Origin of the sequence: Novibacillus thermophilus, from assembly GCF_002005165.1 — a bacterium.
GTDB lineage: Bacteria > Bacillota > Bacilli > Thermoactinomycetales > Novibacillaceae > Novibacillus > Novibacillus thermophilus.
Map to the genome: position 1 here is coordinate 3,365,127 of NZ_CP019699.1, position 17,581 is coordinate 3,382,707.

The window sequence follows — 17,581 nt, forward strand, 5'->3', positions numbered from 1 at the left end:
TTGAGATCCCCCTCAACGTAACGGGCCGTCAGGTGCTCAAGGCTACCTCCCGTCTTTCGCTTTAAGCCAACCGTTCTCCCACGCCTCTCGATTCATGCGGCGGATATGTTTCAACGCGCGACTCTGTTCCCGGGAGGCTTCCTGCGCGATCCAAAATACGTGCCCACTCGGAAACGAAGAAGATCGGCCACACCGGCCCGACATTTGGACGAGTGCCGCTTCGTCCCATATCGGGTGGTCCGCCTGCAGGATGGCGACGTGGGCATTGGAGACGGTCACCCCCCGTTCCAATACGGTCGTCGTCACCAAACAGTCGTACTCGCCGTCGCGAAAGTCTTGGACTTTCTTTTCCCGTTCGCGGTCACGGCTGGAAACTCCTGCCGCACGCAGTTCCGGCGCGTGCGCGCTCAACCAGTGTAACACCGGGGTGACATGAGACAAACTGGGGACAAACAGATAGGCTTGACCACCTACACGCTGCACGTGAGCCAAAAATTGATCGAGAGCGGTTATCTGCCGCTTCTTTAGAACCTTCTCCCACAAGCGCCGCTCCAAGGTGATGTACGGCTCCGGAAGTGGGTGGCCGTGATGGCGTACCGGAATCGTGACTCCCGGCAATTTACCCTGTCGAAACGCCGTCTGCCAGCTCCGCGGCGGCGTCGCCGTCAGCCACAGCTGTTGGCCGGTTTCTTTTAGCGCGCGACGAACGCCCGCTTGCAGTGACTCATTGTGCCTGTAAGGAAACGCGTCTACCTCATCGACGACGATCAAGTCAAACGTCCGGTACCACCTGAGCAGCTGATGTGTCGTCGCGATCACCAACTCGCCGTCCAGCCACGTCTCGCCGCTCTCTCCGTGCAGCTTCACGATGCGGACAGCGGGAAAAGCGTGTCGAAAGCGAGGCGTTAATTCGTTGACGACATCTTTGCGCGGAGTGGCGACGGCGACACGCCCCTGCCTGTTCAGCACGTGCGAAACCGCGGCAAACGTCATCTCCGTCTTCCCCGCCCCGGTCACCGCCCACAAGAGCAGTACCGGTTCCTTCCCGTCTCGGACAAACGCCAAGGCCCGCTCCGCCGCCCGCCTTTGGGCGGGAGTCAACGACATGGTCCCGGCCTGAGTCCCGTTTCGACTGGACGCCCTTTCCCTTCCAGCTGCTTCCTGTACAGTGTTCTCCTCCTCCCGTGCAGGCATGGGAATTTGCAACAGCGGCTCACAGGCACGGCTCCTTCCGAGCAACAAACATTCGTCACAGTAGTAACACGTGCCGCCGCACCGGGCGCAAGCCGTTTGAACTAAGCGACTCCGACCTGCGTGACAGCGTTCACATCTCCAGTTCGCTTGTCCGCCTATCGTGCGAACCGCCGAACGGAGGAACACCTCCCCCTTCAGCACACCCACTTGCAGCACACGCAGTATCCTCTGCTGCGAAAGGTCATCCCCTTTCCAGCGGATTGCGAGGACTCGCCGTACCTCACTCAAGAGGAGTGATCGGCCGCCCAAGAGGGGACGCCATTCACGCCACAGCTCGGCACTCTTCTTTAAGCTCCCTCTCTCCATCGCTGCGCCTAATCCGACTGGCACGTTTTCTCCCCCGACTCCGCCTCTCGCAAAGCCCACGTGCATCCACCCTCTTTCCCGCCTTTTTCCTTTCTCCAAAGCCTCCCGCTCACACATCGCCTGCGCCACGGATCTGTAACGCCATCCCTCCGTCACGTCGACCCCTTTCTCTCGCCAGTACGCCACGTCGGTTTCGAGCGCGAGACTGACACACCACCGCCCTTCGACACGGTACAACCAGGCAGTCATCGCCCCGCCTCCACCTTTCGTCTTAATGCGTGCAGCAGGCCATTCTTCCTACATTTTATATTGAGATCCTGTGAGAGGCGACCAACCGCTTTCTTCTTTTTGCTGCACTTTTTACAGCAAAATGTGCGATACCGCTTCCATTCGCGGGTTTTCAGGATTTTCCAACACACGTGAAAAAAGACCTATCCTTGCCGATAGATCTCGTGAAAAACGGGATGCTTCGATTTATAGCAAATCTTGAACGACACTGCGAGCTCTGGCGTTATCCAGTTGCCGCAAGTCGAGGACGGCTGGGCGCACCTCCTGCAAGCGCTCCGGAATGAGCTGGTCGGACGGGCACTCCCTGTCTGCAGCGTTAAAACGTCTCACTTCTATCCAGGAGAACCGGCGTTTAAGCCGTTGCAAAATAGCCAGTGTATCGTCTGTCGAGCCTAAATCAATGCACGTACACCTGCAGACCTCTCCGCGCACCCAGTTCCAAAACACGTACGAGCGCACCCACCACTCTATCGTCGCCTGACTGTCGGCGGAAATCACGACAAGGTGCTTTGTCCCCTTGCCTGATCCGCTGCGGCGCAGAGACGCCCAGAGTCGCCAAACACTTCCCAACAACACAGTCAAAACGAGCACGCTGATCCACGGGAACATGGTTCGACCCTCCTTTATGCCATCCTATGCACAAAGGGGGGTACGAGTGCCTGGGACGGTCCGGAGCCTTTCGGGGTTATTTGACTTTAACCCAGCCGCTCTTAATGGCCGTGATGACGGCTTGCGTCCGGTCTTGCACGTTCATTTTTTGCAGAACACTGCTCACGTGGTTTTTCACCGTCTTTTCACTGATGAACAAGTACTCGCCAATGGCCCGGTTGCTGCGCCCTTCAGCCATCAGCTTTAGTACCTCCATCTCCCGGCGAGTCAACAACCCTCGCCACCCTTCGTTCATGTTGGCAGAATGCAGGTCGTCTAGCACTCCTTCTTGCTCACTTAACCGCCGGAACTCTTCGATCAATTTGCCGGTCACTTTCGGATGGATGTATGCGTTTCCCGAAGCGACCATCCGCACGGCTTCAATCAAGTCCTCTGCTTCCATGTCTTTTAACAAATACCCGAACGCACCCAGTCGAAGGGTTTCAAACACGTACGCTTCATCGTCGTGAATCGAGAGGACGATGACGCGCGTGTTCGGACACGAATCCCGCAAACACTGGGTCGCTTCCACTCCGTTCACATTGGGCATATTGATGTCCATGAGGACGACGTCAGGTTGTAATTCGCGGCAGACTGCGGTTACTTCCTCCCCGTCCGAACACTCTGCCACCACTTCCATATCTTCCTCCAAATCGAGGATTCGTTTCACTCCCTCTCGAAACAACTGGTGGTCGTCCGCCAAAACGACTCTTGTTTTCTCTGCCTTTTCATTACCCAGCATGATGTTTCCCCCCGTCCATCGGAATGTTAAATTTCACATGTGTGCCCGCTCCAAGGGATGTGCGGATCTCCATCTTTCCTTCTAACATCTCGACGCGTTCCCTCATGCCGATTAAACCGAACTGATTTTCGCTCTGTTCTTCCGGTGGATATTCAAAACCGACACCGTCGTCCCGAATGCTGACCGTGACGCCCCGCGGCTGAAATTCGAGGCGAACCACCACTTCAGACGCCTTGGCGTGCTTCCCCACATTGCTCAACGCTTCCTGGATCAGCCGGAACAAAGCCACCTCCATCGGAGGGGCGAGACGCTTTTCTTTTCCTAGAACAATTAACTCATACATGACCCTGTACCTTTGTTTAAAATTTTCTAAGTATTTGCGCAGCGTCGGTAACAATCCGAGATCATCCAGCACCATCGGGCGTAAGTCAAAAATAATTTTACGCACTTCCGACAAACTGGAACGCACGGTTTCCTTTAAATCATGCAGTTCACGGCGCGCCTGTTCCACATCTTTCTGCAGCAGCCGCTCTGCAATTTCAGAAAGCATGACGACGTGCGCCATCATTTGCGCGGGGCCGTCGTGAATTTCCCGGGCCACCCGCTTGCGCTCCTCCTCTTGCGCCTGTATAATTTTTAAACCGATCATCTGCCGGTGCTGCGCCTTCTCCAATTCTGCACCTAACTGATTTAAGTCTCCCGTCAGAAAATCTAGCACGACCCCGACTTGCGCGGCCAGACTGTCGGCTCGTTCAATCGTTTTCGCAATGTTCTTCAGCCTTTGTTGCAGCTCGTTGCGCTGGTTGCGCAAATTCGCTTCCCGCTCACGCGCCACAAACAAATTCAGCTGTTTCTCATTTGCGCTTTCATACGCTTTACGTATATCTTCTTCCGTGTATGTATTGAAATAGCGGCTCACTTCCGCCAAACGTTGGCGGGATATGCGATACTGCACCTCCAACCTGTCCACTTCGCGAATGACGTGCCTCACTTCTGCTTCCACTTGCTGAAGTTTCTGATAAAGGGCTTCTTCTTCTTTACGAGCCATTTCGGCTATTTCAAAAATTTGAGACTTGCTCCGCTCCACAGCCTCAACTGTATTTTCAATCACTTTGTCTAAAAGAGCAATATCGATTTTCCGGCTATTTCGCACATTTTTCACCCCTTTAGACAACAACTGCAACGAATTTACTAAATTTTTCGCAATACTGTTCTTTTCCAGCGATTTGTTTTACAGGATTAGTACTTTTGGACAGTGCGAATATATCTATTTTAGCCGATGTCCAAATCGTTGGCTATCGACCTCTTGGATTAGGCCTAAAGACCTATTTTGGAGCCAAAAGAAAATCCCCGCCTGGCCTCGGGGACTAATGAACGGCACGCGGAGAGTGGGATAGCTTCCGCTTTTCTATTTTCGGTTGCTTCAAAGGCGCGAGCTGCATCCAGCGGATGTGAATAAAGCCGAGGGAGAGAAGGAACAGCCACCCCGTCTGAGGGACGAGAATCGTGTAGTCGGCCAGACCCTGGCCGAGAAAGGCCATGACGAGAGACATGAGCACAATGGCCAACTCTTTCTCGCGACGGCTGTTTGCCCAGTGAATCCACTGTACTCCCCGGATGAGGCCGGTCACGAGCAACAGCGTGAACAGTGTAAACCCGATCAGCCCAAAGTCGACGGCGATGCCAATCCACAAGTTGTGGGCGTGATACTCGTACTGTCCGAAATACTCCATGAACACTTCGCCGAAGTGAAGCGGCAGCACTCCGAACAACCAGTTGTCGTAAAAGATGTCCAGCGACCGCTCCCATATTTGCAACCGCAAAAACAGGTCTGTGTCAAAACTCGCTTCCCTCGGAAGCCACTCTTTACCCAAGAGCAACAGTAAGCCCGGTAAGGCGATGAGCAGCAACACGTGTGAAAAGTGAAAACTCTTGAGCCAGTGTTTGAAGAAAGAGCCGTACAAAAACCAGAGCTGGACGGCCATCCCTGCGCCGAGAGCAATCCAGGCCATGCGCGTTCCCGTGAGATCGAATCCGAGCGCGTACACGGCGAAAATCCCCGCCCAAAACAGCCGCTGCTTCAACGAACGGCCCGCTGCTACGATCTTGTAGAAACAGACGAGGGCCAAGCAGACCAACAGTCCCGCTGCCAGGTTGGCGTTGCCAGACGTTCCCGTACTGCGGATAGATTCTGTCGGCTTCCACGACTCCAAGCCAAAGAAGTAAGCGAGGGACGAAGGCAAAAAGTCGAAGCCGCCCAGGCGGTCTATGAGCATCACGGCTACGATGCCGGTTCCGGTCACAGCCGTCAACGTCAGCCCAGTCCGAAAGTGGGCCACCGTCAAACTTTTCTTCATCCAGCTGTAAACTACCACGTAAACGGTGAGAAAGAGGATGGCGACAAACCCCCACGGCGTTTGGTGAACGAGTGTCGCCACTAATGCCACTGAAGCGAGCCCGAGCAGTGTGACAGTGACGAGATCCCCTTCCAGCAACTGCCACCTGTACTTTCCCCAAGCCCACAAGGCGATGAACCCGAGCCACACGCCGGGCAAAACCGGTGAAAGGACGGTACACACTAATAAAGCAGCAAACAAAGGGTTCTGCCATACACCCTCAGCACGAATGTGAGTCACGATGAATCCCCCATATAAGTATCTTTCTGTTTTTTTTTTGTTATCTGTCTTTGTCACGAGATGTCAAACGATTGCCTCAGCCTGCTTGCGCAACAATTCCGCTTTGTCCGTACGTTCCCACGGCAGGTCGAGATCCATTCGTCCGAAGTGGCCGTAGGTCGCTGTTTGCCGGTAAATCGGCCGTTTCAAATCGAGCATCTGGATAATGCCTGACGGTCGTAAGTCAAAATTTTGTCGTATGAGGCGTACGAGCACCCGTTCGCTCACCTTTCCCGTTTCAAACGTGTCCACACTGATGGATACGGGTTGGGAGACCCCGATGGCATAGGCCAGCTGAACTTCACACCTGTCGGCCAGGCCGGCAGCCACGACGTTTTTCGCGACGTAGCGCGCAGCGTAAGCAGCCGAACGGTCCACCTTCGTCGGATCTTTCCCGGAGAAAGCACCCCCTCCGTGTCGGGCGTATCCGCCGTACGTGTCGACGATAATTTTACGTCCCGTCAAACCGGCGTCTCCTTGTGGCCCGCCGATGACGAACCGCCCCGTCGGATTGATAAAGTACTTCGTTTCACTGTCGAGCCACACACTGGGCACGACAGGTTCGATGACGTCGCGACGTATGTCTTGTCGAATTTGTTCCAGCGATACCTCTTCGGCGTGTTGAGCGGAAACGACGACGGTATCTACCCGCACCGGACGATCCCCGTCGTATTCGACGGTCACTTGCGTTTTGCCGTCGGGTCGCAAGTAAGGGAGCGTTCCGTCTCGGCGCACTTCAGACAACCGACGGGCCAGTTTGTGGGCTAACGAGATAGGCAGCGGCATCAGTTCCTCCGTTTCATTACAGGCGTATCCGAACATCAAGCCCTGGTCCCCTGCCCCAAGTTGTCGTCTGTCTGCCGATTTTCTCCCTTTTCCCGATCTTCGTAAGCGACGTTGACGCCGGCTGCAATTTCTGGGGACTGTTCGTCAATGGAGGTCAGCACTGCACACGTATCGGCGTCAAACCCGTACTTTGCCCTCGTATAACCGATCTCCTTAATCGTCTGCCGCACAATTTTCGGTATGTCCACATAACACGTCGTCGTAATCTCTCCAGCAACGAGGACGAGCCCAGTCGTCACGGACGTCTCACACGCGACACGGGCATTCGGATCTTGAGTTAAAATCGCATCCAAAACAGCGTCTGATATTTGGTCGCAAATTTTGTCAGGGTGCCCTTCCGTTACCGATTCAGATGAAAACAAGCGCCGTCCTTCAGTTAATACCATCATGAATTCCTCCGTGTTAGAGCCTATCTGTTTCGTTCGACGGCATTTCAATGATATGCTTATGTTAGCGAACTTACACGCACCTGTCAATTGACAGCTTCTGCACCTATTCCAAAAAATAGGTGATCGTATACGGAGTGGCTTGTTCTCCGGACAGGCGTCGAACGCGGATGTAGTACCGCCCTTCCGGCAGTGTCTCCGTCCAGCTGAGGGATTTGTCGCCAGGGGCGATCTCGCGACGCTCTAGTGCCATCCTCTCCTCGTCGTACACGGTGACTTCCGCCCGAACCGCCTCTTCCAGACCGTCGATGCGCACTGTCACGTCCGATTCCCGTGGCACGGTCAACTGGTACCAGTCGTAGTCTGCAGCACTGTGAAGGGAAGATTCAACCGGAGTCGACGGATGGGACAAATGCCGCGCCTGATCGGATCGGTCGTTCGGCTCGCTGACGTCGTTGACGAGGGGCTCGTAATGGACGGCCAAATCGTACTTGCCCACGGTGGGGTGCATGTTCAGATCGCTGACGCGAACGTAGTAAATCCCGCCGGCTTCGGCCCGGATTTGCAACTGTTCCCTTCCGGTAGGCCCGTTTTCGTCGACGAGTACGCCACTGCCCCCCAGTTGCTGTACGAACAGAACGAGATCGGTGCGCGGCGAAGCAGCTGACACGTCCACGTACAAATTGCCGCCCTCTGGTGTCCTGAGGCGGTACCAATCATCGTCCCCTTCTGTATGAAACGTCCCTTCGACGAGCGTTGCCTCATCCAGGTCTAACTCGTGTGCATGCCACTGCTGGTCGTTGTCCTCGTACAGATCCGGAGACATGAGCACCTCCGTCTCCAGCGCGTAGGCGAGGAATCGGGAAGGCTCACTCTCGTGAAAACGGACGTTCACATACGTCTCACCCGGTCTCAACGTCAGCAGTACCTCGTCTGAACGCTCCAGCGTATACGTGACGAACGTTTCCTTCCCCGGCTGTTTGATGCGCACCTCGACACCGCTTTCTAACGAACGGGGCATCTCCAGCCGCACTTTTACGTGAAAATCGAGAGCGTCACTCAAATTCGGAACGTCAAACACAAACCAGTCTTCATCGTCGGGACGATTCAGTACCGCTTCGGCTCTGGCATTAATCGAAACGCGTGCCGCCGTGTCCTGCGTTTCATTTTCTTCATAAATGTCGGGCTGAGGCGCTTCCGTCAACGCGCGAAAGGCGTTCACCCGTCCATAACCCGTCTGTTCGTTCCACCCGTGGACATCCGTGTCTGCCGTTTGGCGCAGTAAATTGCGCACTTGAGCCGGTGACATGGTGGGGTGCTGTTGCATCACCATCGCTGCCACAGCTGTCACTTGTGGCGTTGAAAAGGAGTTCCCGTCTACAAGGCGGAACCGTTCTCCGTCCCGATTGCCCGTCGTCCAAATGTGTTCGTCCGGTGCCACCAGATCGAGGCCTGTCCCGTGATTGGAGTAGACGTCAAACACCCCGTCGGCCGTCACGCCTCCAACGGCGAGCACAGTGGGGAAAGCGGCAGGATAAAAGATCGGTTCATTGGTCGCCCCCTGTCGGTTTCCGGCAGCCGCCACGACTAGCACTCCGGACTCCTCTGCATACTCTACGGCATCCCGCGCGTTTTTTGAATACGCCCAGTCGCCGAGGGAGAGGGATATAATGTCTGCCCCTCGATTTACTGCCATACGGATCGCCTCTGACATGTCAAAGTCGGACCCGCCTTTCTTCTCACCGTCGTGGTACCCCATCACTTTGATCGGCATAATTTTGGCTGTCGTCTCTGTCGATTCGACCGGATTTTCTCCATCGACCAACCCCAACATTTGCAACAAGACCCCGACGACCCCCGTGCCATGGCCGACTGCTCCGAGCCGTTCTTCGTAGTCGTTGTAGACGCCGCTCTCTGCATACATCGCGTCAATTTCTTCGGCTGTCTTTCCTCGCTCCTCTGGCCTTTGGATGTCCTCTACCGTAATATCTTCCGCCCCCTCGCCAGGGTAAGCGATATTCATCGGGTTGACGATGTGCGGGGCAATGAGCGGATGGTCCAAATCCACTCCCGTGTCGATGACGGCGATGACCACTTCTTTCTTCGGTTTCCACACGTCCCACGCTTCGACAGCGGACGTCTGTCGCAAAAAATAATCGGGAGAAGGCTCCTTCGCCGCTGCTGAAGGAGCCTCCCCTCGTTCATCTACCGTTTCGTTGTTTAATTTATACTGGAAATTCGGTTGAATATACTCCACTTGATCGTGGAGCAGCCATTCGGCCCGCCACTTTTCTTGATCGACATCCTCGTGAACCTTTACCAGCATCGTTTGATCTTCATCATTCTTGCGCAACACATCTACCGTTTCCAGAAAAGCCGGATCAGGCTCGCCGTTCCATTTGACGACCCACTCGCGCGTTTCTGTCGGCTTCTCTGCCGGCTCCTGTCCCACCTGATCCGGTTCGCCTAAACTGCAAGCGTTCAGTATAAAAATGAAGAGCATCATGCCAGCGGTCCGGATGCACTGTTTCACCATAGCCCCGAGCCTCCTGTAAGACTTACACACAGTGTACCACGTGCGTCCATTTTTTGGCGAGTCGAAAAGCCTCTTCGACAGGTGCGGGCCCGGAAGGAAAGCACCCATCTACATGACTCCGCCGCAACGATTCACTGCGCGAAGGCGGTAAAAATATGTTAAGACAATTCTCAAGGGGAGCGCGCCTCCTTGCTGAAATAATGACAGCAAAAGCCCACCCCCCATCTTGATGTGAAACCTTTGCCCCACAAAGGGCGTCTAATTCCACGAACCATCTTTAAAACGTACCGCTCCAACACATACTACCCGTTAAACGCAGTTTCACGATTGGAGAGAGTGTGCCATGCGAAACCGTGGGAAAAAAGCCCTGCGCGCGACGGGAGTCCTCGTATTCGCCTCAATTGTGGCCGCTGTCGCTTTTGCGCAGTGGATGGATACCGGAAACCCGGGCCATTCGACGAACGACATCGCACAAACGGAGAACGCTCGCCCCCAACCGTCGGGCATCTCCCAGGGGGACAAGGCCGGTCACGACACAGTCGACAGACTACCGAAAGCCGAACGGGATAAGGACTCACTCTCTCCTCCGCCGTTGAACAAAAACCTGAAACGGCCCCTCGCGTTCCTCGTTGTCGGGATCGACGAACGCCGACACGACAGCGGGCGAACCGACACGATTATCGTGTTCACCGCCAACCCCGACAATCGCACGATCAAAATGATGAGCATCCCGCGGGATACAAAGACCGCCCTGGCGGACGTCTCCCACCATGTGTACGACAAAATCAACCACGCCTATTCCCGCGGGAAAGGTCTGGAATCGACGAAAAAAACAGTGGAACAGTTTCTCGGCATCCCTATCGACTACACGGTGAGCATTAACATGAGGGGGTTCGAACAGTTAGTCGACACATTCGGCGGGGTCGACGTGAACGTTCCCCGCGACTTCACTGTTGAGGGGCACCACTACACGAAAGGACCGATGACTTTGGACGGTCGAGCCGCCCTCTACTACGTGCGCGAGCGCAAAAACAGCAACGACTTCGACCGCAACTTGCGACAACAGCAAGTGCTCAGGTCGCTCATCGACAAATCGTCCCGTTTCTCCACGGTAACAAAGATCGACGACATCTTGAAAATTGTCGGCCGTAACGTGAAGACGAATTTGACACCGTGGCAACTTTACCAGCTGCAGCGCCTGTACGGCAACGTCACAGACGACGACATCGAACGACTGGAACTGACAGGAACCGACGAATGGTCAGACGCTTACTACTTCATCGTCAATGAATCCAGCAAAAACAGAGCCGTTGAAACATTACGCGCCCATTTAGAGTTAAATCGTACAAAAGCAACTTTCTACTAAAATTCGACAGTATGAGTTGCTGAACTAGCCATTAAGCTTTAATATAGAAAAGGACACGTAACTAGAAAAAAGCGAGGTTTCCAGACTTGGAGAGGATAGACAGAAGCCGGGCAAGCCGTTTGCCTCAACGGGGCAGACGCCGCCGACAGAGAAGAAAAAAACCGAACTGGTTTTTACGGATCATGGTGTTCATGTTGGTGGGCATTTTCGTATTCGGAGCTTACATTCTGTACAACGTCCTCGGTGCTTTTTCCGACACGCAGTACGAACTGGCCAGAGGCGATAAGTCAGACAAGCGGGAACAGGCCGTCAATACAGACGACCCCGTCTCACTGCTGATCATGGGGATCGACGAACGCCCTGATAAACAAGACGTCGGACGCCCCGATGTGTTAATGGTCGTCACAGTCAACCCGGAAGACAAGTCAGCCAAAATACTCAGCATTCCGCGGGATACGTTAACGTACATCCCCGCCATCGGCAAAGAGGACAAAATAAACCACGCCTATTCCCTCGCCGAAGTGCAACAACCCGGGACCGGTATCGAAAGCACCATCACGACTGTGGAAGAACTGCTCGACATTCCCATCGACTACTTTGCTAAAATTAACTTTGACGGATTTGTCGAAATTATTGACACGTTAGGCGGCGTCGACGTCAACGTTGAGCGGGCGTTTAAGCAGAAAGCTTTTGACGGGGGAGAAGAAATTTACTTTGAAGAAGGGCCGGCCCACCTGAACGGCAAAGAAGCCCTCGCTTACGTGCGCATGCGCAAGGAGTGGGGCGGAGACGCCGGACGCAACGAACGGCAGCGCGAAGTGCTCGCCCAACTGATGCAAAAAGGCGCCAGTTTCTCCAGTTTGACAAAAATTGACGACATCATCGAGAGCCTCGGCCGCAACGTCGACATGAACGTGAGCGGCGGCGAACTGTTAGCCTTCTCGCGCAAATACGGCAGTATTCCGAAAGAGAACATCGAATCCTTAACGCTGGAAGGTACAGACGTTATGCGGGACAGGTCGTACTTCATTTTGGAAGAAGGCGAGGCAGAGCGAGTCGGCAACATTTTAAAAGCGCACTTAAACCTTCCAACGACATCCACCGTCAACACCGGGGCTGAATCTTAGGCCCCTCTTCTTTTGGAAAGGAGACATGATGTTTGCCTTACAAAACCGTTGCAGCTTACGCTACCGACGAGATCACAATCGAGAAATCCCGTTTTATCGCCCACGTCTACCCAGCTCCTGACGAGGAGACAGCCAAAGGCCACATTCACACTGTATCCAAAAAGCACTGGGACGCCACGCACAACTGCTACGCCTATGTCATCGGGGAAAACGGATACATCCAGAAGGCGAACGACGACGGAGAACCGAGCGGGACTGCCGGGGTCCCTATTTTGGAGACAATCAAGAAAAACGGCCTTACAGACACATTGGTGATCGTCACTCGCTACTTTGGAGGAATTAAGCTGGGAGCGGGAGGGTTGGTCCGGGCTTATACGCGATCTGCAAGCCAAGGCCTTCGGCAAGCTCAACTGGTACAGCGCGAAAAACACCTTTTTTATGAACTAAACATGGATTACGCGATGTGGAACAAAGTAGAGCAACAACTTAACAAAGTTTGTTTCTTCCACGACAAGACGTTTACGGATAAAGTCACCGTCTTAATTTCTGTCCGCGAACAAAACAAGGCTAGCCTCACGTCATTCTTTCAAAAATGGGGAAGCCATGTTATTCAATACAAGAAGGTAAAAGAAGACTGGGTTGCCGTTCCATTATAGTACGTGAATGTGATGCAATTTTTACAATGCTGTAAAGAAAACGTAATAATCCCCCTTTATAATGGGTCGCAACACACTAAACGGGGGTGGCACGATAAGTGGACAGCTGCCAACGCGTCAACGCGTCATTTTGGATTGGAATCACCTCTGCCACGCTACTCAGCTTGCCTTTTTGGTGTATAATGATCTTACTTGCGAAAATATTCCTTCTGTAGTTGCAAAACATTTAAAGGAGGTACTCCCTCTGTCGGGATACCTCCTGACTTTCAGTTCACCTTGCACCTTCACCTGTCAATACGACCTTCACCGTCTTCAGCAATATTTTTAAATCGAGGACGGGCGACTGATGCCGTATGTAATACATATCCATTTCAAATTTTTGCTCTGGTGACACGTCATATCCGCCATTCACTTGAGCCCATCCTGTTAAACCAGGTTTCACCGAGAGGCGCTGCGTAAATTGGGGAATCTTCTTCACAAACTTGCGCGTAAAACATTCACGCTCCGGTCGCGGTCCAATCAAGCTCATGTCTCCCTTAATCACATTGAACAATTGCGGAATTTCGTCAATACGAGTTTGGCGAATAAACCTCCCGATTTTCGTCACGCGCGGATCATTCTTTTTCGCCCATTGAGGTCCATCCTTTTCTGCATCAACACGCATGGAACGAAATTTATAAATGTAAAATTTCTTCCAATTCTGGCCTAACCGTTCTTGTCGATACAAGATAGGGCCTGGTGATTCAAGTTTAATCAGTACAGCCACAACAAGCGTTGTCGGCAGGGTCAGTACCAACAAGAGTACTGCAATCAGTACTTCGACAATCCGTCTGATAAACGGGTAAATACTGACTAAGTAAGGTATACCATGAGCTGATTGAAGTGAGTATGAATGTCTCTCCGCCATTGGCTTCAAGATGAAGACACCCCTGTCAAATCACAAAAACTTTTTCTGTCTGTTCACTTATATAGACGGTACTTTGTGTCAAAATGTTTCACTTCATGTCGGATCATTTAACTGTTAACCAATTCCTGGAGGATCTGTTGACTATTTTGGCGTCCAAAACTGCTATACTGAATGCCCATCGCCCTCATTTCCTCTGGATCAAACACATTCCTTCCGTCTATCACCACGGGCCTGTGCATCTTATCCTTCATGAGCCCCCAATTAATTGTCTTAAAGTCTTCCCACTCTGTCAACAGGACAGCTGCATCGACACCTTGAAGCAATTCTTCAATGCCATCACAGTATACGACGTCAGCTGGAAGAACCCTTCGCGCCATTGCCATTGCCACCGGATCGTACACCTTAATTTTACTATTATATTCTTTCAAATTGTGAATAACATCAACTGACGGCGCTTCACGCATGTCATCCGTGTTCGGCTTGAAAGCCAGTCCCAGAATACCAATAACTTTGTCCTCCAGGCGTCCCAGTTGTTGCTGCAGCTTTTCAATAACTTTCAGCCGCTGTTGGCTGTTGATCTTCACCACTGATTTCAACAGCTCAAAATCGTGGTCCACATCTTCCGCAATCTGTATAAGGGCATTCGTATCTTTTGGAAAGCAAGAGCCACCATAACCGACTCCCGCCTTCAAAAAATGGGAACCGATTCGTTTGTCCAACCCGATGCCTTGTGCAACCATAGTCACGTCTGCATCGACTTTTTCGCAAATATTTGATATTTCGTTTATGAACGATATTTTAGTCGCCAAAAAAGCATTAGAGGCGTATTTAATCATTTCAGCACTTCTCGGATCCGTCTCAATGATCGGAGCGTCAAACGGTTCATGCAATTTGTTCAATACTTTGACAGCTTCCGGATTGGCTCCCCCGATGACGATGCGATCCGGATTCAAAGAATCTCTCACTGCCGACCCTTCACGCAAAAACTCCGGGCATGACACCACGTCGAACGGAACATCTTTTTCCAGGTGTTCCTCTATCCAAAGCTTGACTTTGTCCGCTGTTCCTACGGGCACAGTACTTTTATTGACGATAATCTTGTGTCTGTCCATATTCTGGGCGATATCCCGGCAAACAGCTTGGACGTACCTTAAATCAGCACTCCCATCTTCAGCAGACGGTGTACCAACCGCAATAAAAATGATATCTGAGGATTGAACAGCTCGCTTCGCATCCGTCGTAAAGTCCAATCGTCCACTGGACATGTTACGTATAACCAATTCTTGCAGTCCAGGCTCGTAAATCGGGACATCTCCTCGTAAAAGTCTGTTAATTTTCTCTTCATCAATGTCCAGACAAATCACCGAGTTTCCTTTATCAGCAAAAACAGTTCCCGATACTAGGCCCACATATCCAGTGCCAATAACCGTAACGTTAAACATAAGTGTTTTTTCTCCCCTCATTTCTGTTTGTCAGACCAACATACTCTCTGTTTACCCTTTCAAGGCTTTATTTTTATCGAGTGTTTCTTCAAGGTAACGGAGAACGTCATCACGTAGATCGTCGCGATCTAACGCAAAGTCCACCGTTGCTTGAATAAAACCGAACTTATTCCCTACGTCGTACCGCCGTCCCGCAAATTCATAGCCAAGGATTGCTTGAGATTGGTTCAATACTCTTAGAGCATCCGTCAGTTGGATTTCACCTCCGGCACCGGGGGGAGATCTCGCAAAATGTTAAAAATTTCCGGGCGTAAAACATAACGTCCCATAATCGCCATATTCGACGGCGAATCCTCTTGCCGCGGCTTCTCAACCAGATCGATGACGTTATGCACACCAGGTTCCAGCGGATTTCCGTTCGGTTTAATCACACCGTATTGGCTGACATCTTCAGGTTCCACCTGTTGCACACCGATGACGGAAGAGTGATACCGCTCAAAAACATAGATCAGCTGTTTAAGACAGGGTTCTTCAGATACGACAATGTCATCCCCTAAAAGGACAGCAAACGGCTCATCTCCAACAAACTTACGCGCACACCAAATAGCGTGGCCCAAACCTTTGGCTTCCTTTTGCCTGATGTAATGTATATCGACCATATTCGATATGTTCTCAACTTCATGCAATAAGCCTGTTTTCTTCTTCGAGGCCAAGACTGCTTCCAGTTCATACGACTTATCGAAGTGGTCTTCAATCGCTCGCTTGCCACGGCCTGTTACAATCATAATGTCTTCGATACCCGACTGCACCGCTTCCTCGACAATATACTGGATGGTAGGCTTGTCTACGATGGGAAGCATCTCTTTCGGTTGGGCTTTTGTCGCCGGCAGAAATCGTGTACCCAGCCCGGCAGCCGGAATAATCGCTTTTTTGATCTTCAATTCAATCCCCCCAGATACTACATCCCGATGTTTTTACTTTCTTTCATGTTCTTCACCTTCTTTGGCAGAGCAACCCCCGACGCCTTTTGCTTATCCAACAAAACCTTCAAGGTCTTAAGAATAATCACAATATCGAAAAATACAGAGTAATTGCGAATGTAATACAGATCGTAACGCAACTTGTCTTCAACGTCCGTTTCGTATTTTCCATTAATTTGAGCCAATCCGGTCAATCCAGCTTTTACGGCCGACCGATAGCGGTAGGCGCCGTATTTTTTCTTATAAATTTTTGTAAAGTGCGGCCTTTCAGGCCGTGGACCGACAACGGACATGTCCCCTTTTAACACATTGAACAATTGGGGGAGTTCGTCGAGTCTTGTCGCCCGTAAAAAACGGCCGACAGGTGTAATCCGTTCATCAGATTTAGACGCTAAAACGGGGCCGCTGTTACACTCTGCATTCGGAATCATAGTGCGGAATTTATAAATGTCGAATTCCTTGTCGTCTATTGTCATTCTTTTTTGCTTATAAATCACAGGATGTCTCGGTTCTGAAATCTTAAGCGCCAAAGCCACAACAATCATGATGGGGAGGGTTAAAATGAGTAGACAGATCGAAAACACTAAATCACCTATTCGCTTGATGATTTGCTTATCGGGCGGGAGCTTCCAATCTTTTACAGACATGACGAGTAGGTCGTCGAACGTCGTCGCATCTGCCTTGCTAAGTAACAGCTCATACGCTTCAGGGACGACATATACTTTCACTTGCTTCACCATGCATTCCTGAATGAGGGTCTGGCTGATCCTTTTGTCGACACTGTCACAAATAAACACGTTATCTGCTTTTGCAATACGTGAATACATAACATCGAGTTTCTCATCGGGTGGCAAAGAAATGAAGTTAGCGCGTTTCGACATGTTTTGTGCTACTCGTTCCTGTACATGGTGTACTTCTTCATCGGTACCAATGATCAAAATATTTTTCGTGTCGTCTTTAATAAAAATACTTAACATATATTTCCAGAATAGAATAGCCGTTAACGAAATACATGCTCCTATTAAAATGATGGAACGTGGAAAAGCAAACGCTCTGAAGGTAAAAGAAGCCAGACCAATTAAACCGGCGATCACGACAACGGATACGATAGTCGACGAAATGTTTTCCCAAGTCACGCGACTGGCAATCACATAGGCGTCGTACAATAAAAAAACCAAGATGGATATAAGTGCCATCCAGGGTAAAACATCTAAAAAGGCTTGCATATTCCGTATCGGGATATTGCCGATGGAAAACCGCACATGAAAGGCAGCATAATAAGAACCGATGACGATTAACGTATCCACAAGTATGACAAATGTGTAAAATAACTTATGCTCTCGAAAGCGTGACATAAGTCCAATATCCCCTTTTGAACCCTTGTCAAACCTTACATCATTATAACGTATTGGTGGGCAAAAT

Annotated in this window: 12 protein-coding genes and 2 pseudogenes; 3 read left to right on the forward strand and 11 right to left on the reverse strand. The window is 51.5% G+C overall.

From position 1 onward, the window contains the following. Positions 1-42: 42 nt before the first annotated feature. The 7 genes and pseudogenes from B0W44_RS16395 to B0W44_RS16425 form a co-directional block, all read right to left on the reverse strand. The gene (locus B0W44_RS16395) at positions 43-1,809 is read right to left on the reverse strand and encodes an ATP-dependent helicase ComFA (RefSeq protein WP_077720967.1); all 1,767 of its coding nucleotides are present in this window, start codon (positions 1,807-1,809) and stop codon (positions 43-45) included. 225 nt (positions 1,810-2,034) lie between these two features. Then, positions 2,035-2,457: a hypothetical protein gene (locus B0W44_RS16400; protein WP_077720968.1), complete on the reverse strand. Its 423-nt coding sequence runs from the start codon at positions 2,455-2,457 to the stop codon at positions 2,035-2,037. A 76-nt stretch (positions 2,458-2,533) separates the two neighbouring features. Then, on the reverse strand, positions 2,534-3,238 hold the full coding sequence (locus tag B0W44_RS16405) for a response regulator (protein WP_077720969.1): 705 nt from the start codon (positions 3,236-3,238) through the stop codon (positions 2,534-2,536). Beyond that, a complete protein-coding gene (locus tag B0W44_RS16410) occupies positions 3,228-4,400 on the reverse strand; it encodes a sensor histidine kinase (RefSeq protein ID WP_228441284.1) in 1,173 nt (390 codons plus the stop codon). The genes B0W44_RS16405 and B0W44_RS16410 overlap by 11 nt, the downstream gene beginning before the upstream one ends. A gap of 205 nt (positions 4,401-4,605) precedes the next feature. Next, the gene (locus B0W44_RS16415) at positions 4,606-5,874 is read right to left on the reverse strand and encodes an O-antigen ligase family protein (RefSeq protein ID WP_077720970.1); all 1,269 of its coding nucleotides are present in this window, start codon (positions 5,872-5,874) and stop codon (positions 4,606-4,608) included. A gap of 63 nt (positions 5,875-5,937) precedes the next feature. Continuing rightward, positions 5,938-7,145: pseudogene (gene metK, locus B0W44_RS16420) on the reverse strand (methionine adenosyltransferase). Between the two features lie 106 nt (positions 7,146-7,251). Then, complete coding sequence (locus B0W44_RS16425) at positions 7,252-9,681, reverse strand: S8 family serine peptidase (protein WP_169835640.1); 2,430 nt, start codon at positions 9,679-9,681, stop codon at positions 7,252-7,254. 343 nt (positions 9,682-10,024) lie between these two features. Between B0W44_RS16425 and B0W44_RS16430 the strand changes: the two genes are divergently transcribed. The 3 genes from B0W44_RS16430 (at position 10,025) to B0W44_RS16440 (ending at position 12,830) form a co-directional block, all read left to right on the forward strand. Further along, the gene (locus B0W44_RS16430; RefSeq protein WP_077720972.1) at positions 10,025-11,047 is read left to right on the forward strand and encodes an LCP family protein; all 1,023 of its coding nucleotides are present in this window, start codon (positions 10,025-10,027) and stop codon (positions 11,045-11,047) included. Between the two features lie 191 nt (positions 11,048-11,238). Further along, positions 11,239-12,174, forward strand: a complete 936-nt coding sequence (locus B0W44_RS16435) for an LCP family protein (RefSeq protein WP_169835641.1) — start codon at positions 11,239-11,241, stop codon at positions 12,172-12,174. A 32-nt stretch (positions 12,175-12,206) separates the two neighbouring features. Further along, on the forward strand, positions 12,207-12,830 hold the full coding sequence (locus B0W44_RS16440; protein WP_077720974.1) for a YigZ family protein: 624 nt from the start codon (positions 12,207-12,209) through the stop codon (positions 12,828-12,830). Positions 12,831-13,101: 271 nt separating this feature from the next. Here the strand turns inward: B0W44_RS16440 and B0W44_RS16445 are convergent, their stop codons facing one another. The 4 genes and pseudogenes from B0W44_RS16445 to B0W44_RS16460 all read right to left on the reverse strand — a co-directional run bounded on the left by B0W44_RS16445 (position 13,102) and on the right by B0W44_RS16460 (position 17,514). After that, complete coding sequence (locus tag B0W44_RS16445; protein ID WP_077721455.1) at positions 13,102-13,737, reverse strand: exopolysaccharide biosynthesis polyprenyl glycosylphosphotransferase; 636 nt, start codon at positions 13,735-13,737, stop codon at positions 13,102-13,104. Positions 13,738-13,844: 107 nt separating this feature from the next. Next, entirely contained in the window at positions 13,845-15,179 is a 1,335-nt protein-coding gene (locus tag B0W44_RS16450) for a UDP-glucose dehydrogenase family protein (protein WP_077720975.1), read from the reverse strand. Between the two features lie 51 nt (positions 15,180-15,230). After that, positions 15,231-16,120: pseudogene (galU, locus tag B0W44_RS16455) on the reverse strand (UTP--glucose-1-phosphate uridylyltransferase GalU). A gap of 17 nt (positions 16,121-16,137) precedes the next feature. Then, positions 16,138-17,514 (reverse strand): sugar transferase, encoded by a 1,377-nt coding sequence (locus tag B0W44_RS16460; protein WP_077720976.1) that lies wholly within the window; start codon positions 17,512-17,514, stop codon positions 16,138-16,140. Positions 17,515-17,581: the final 67 nt, after the last annotated feature.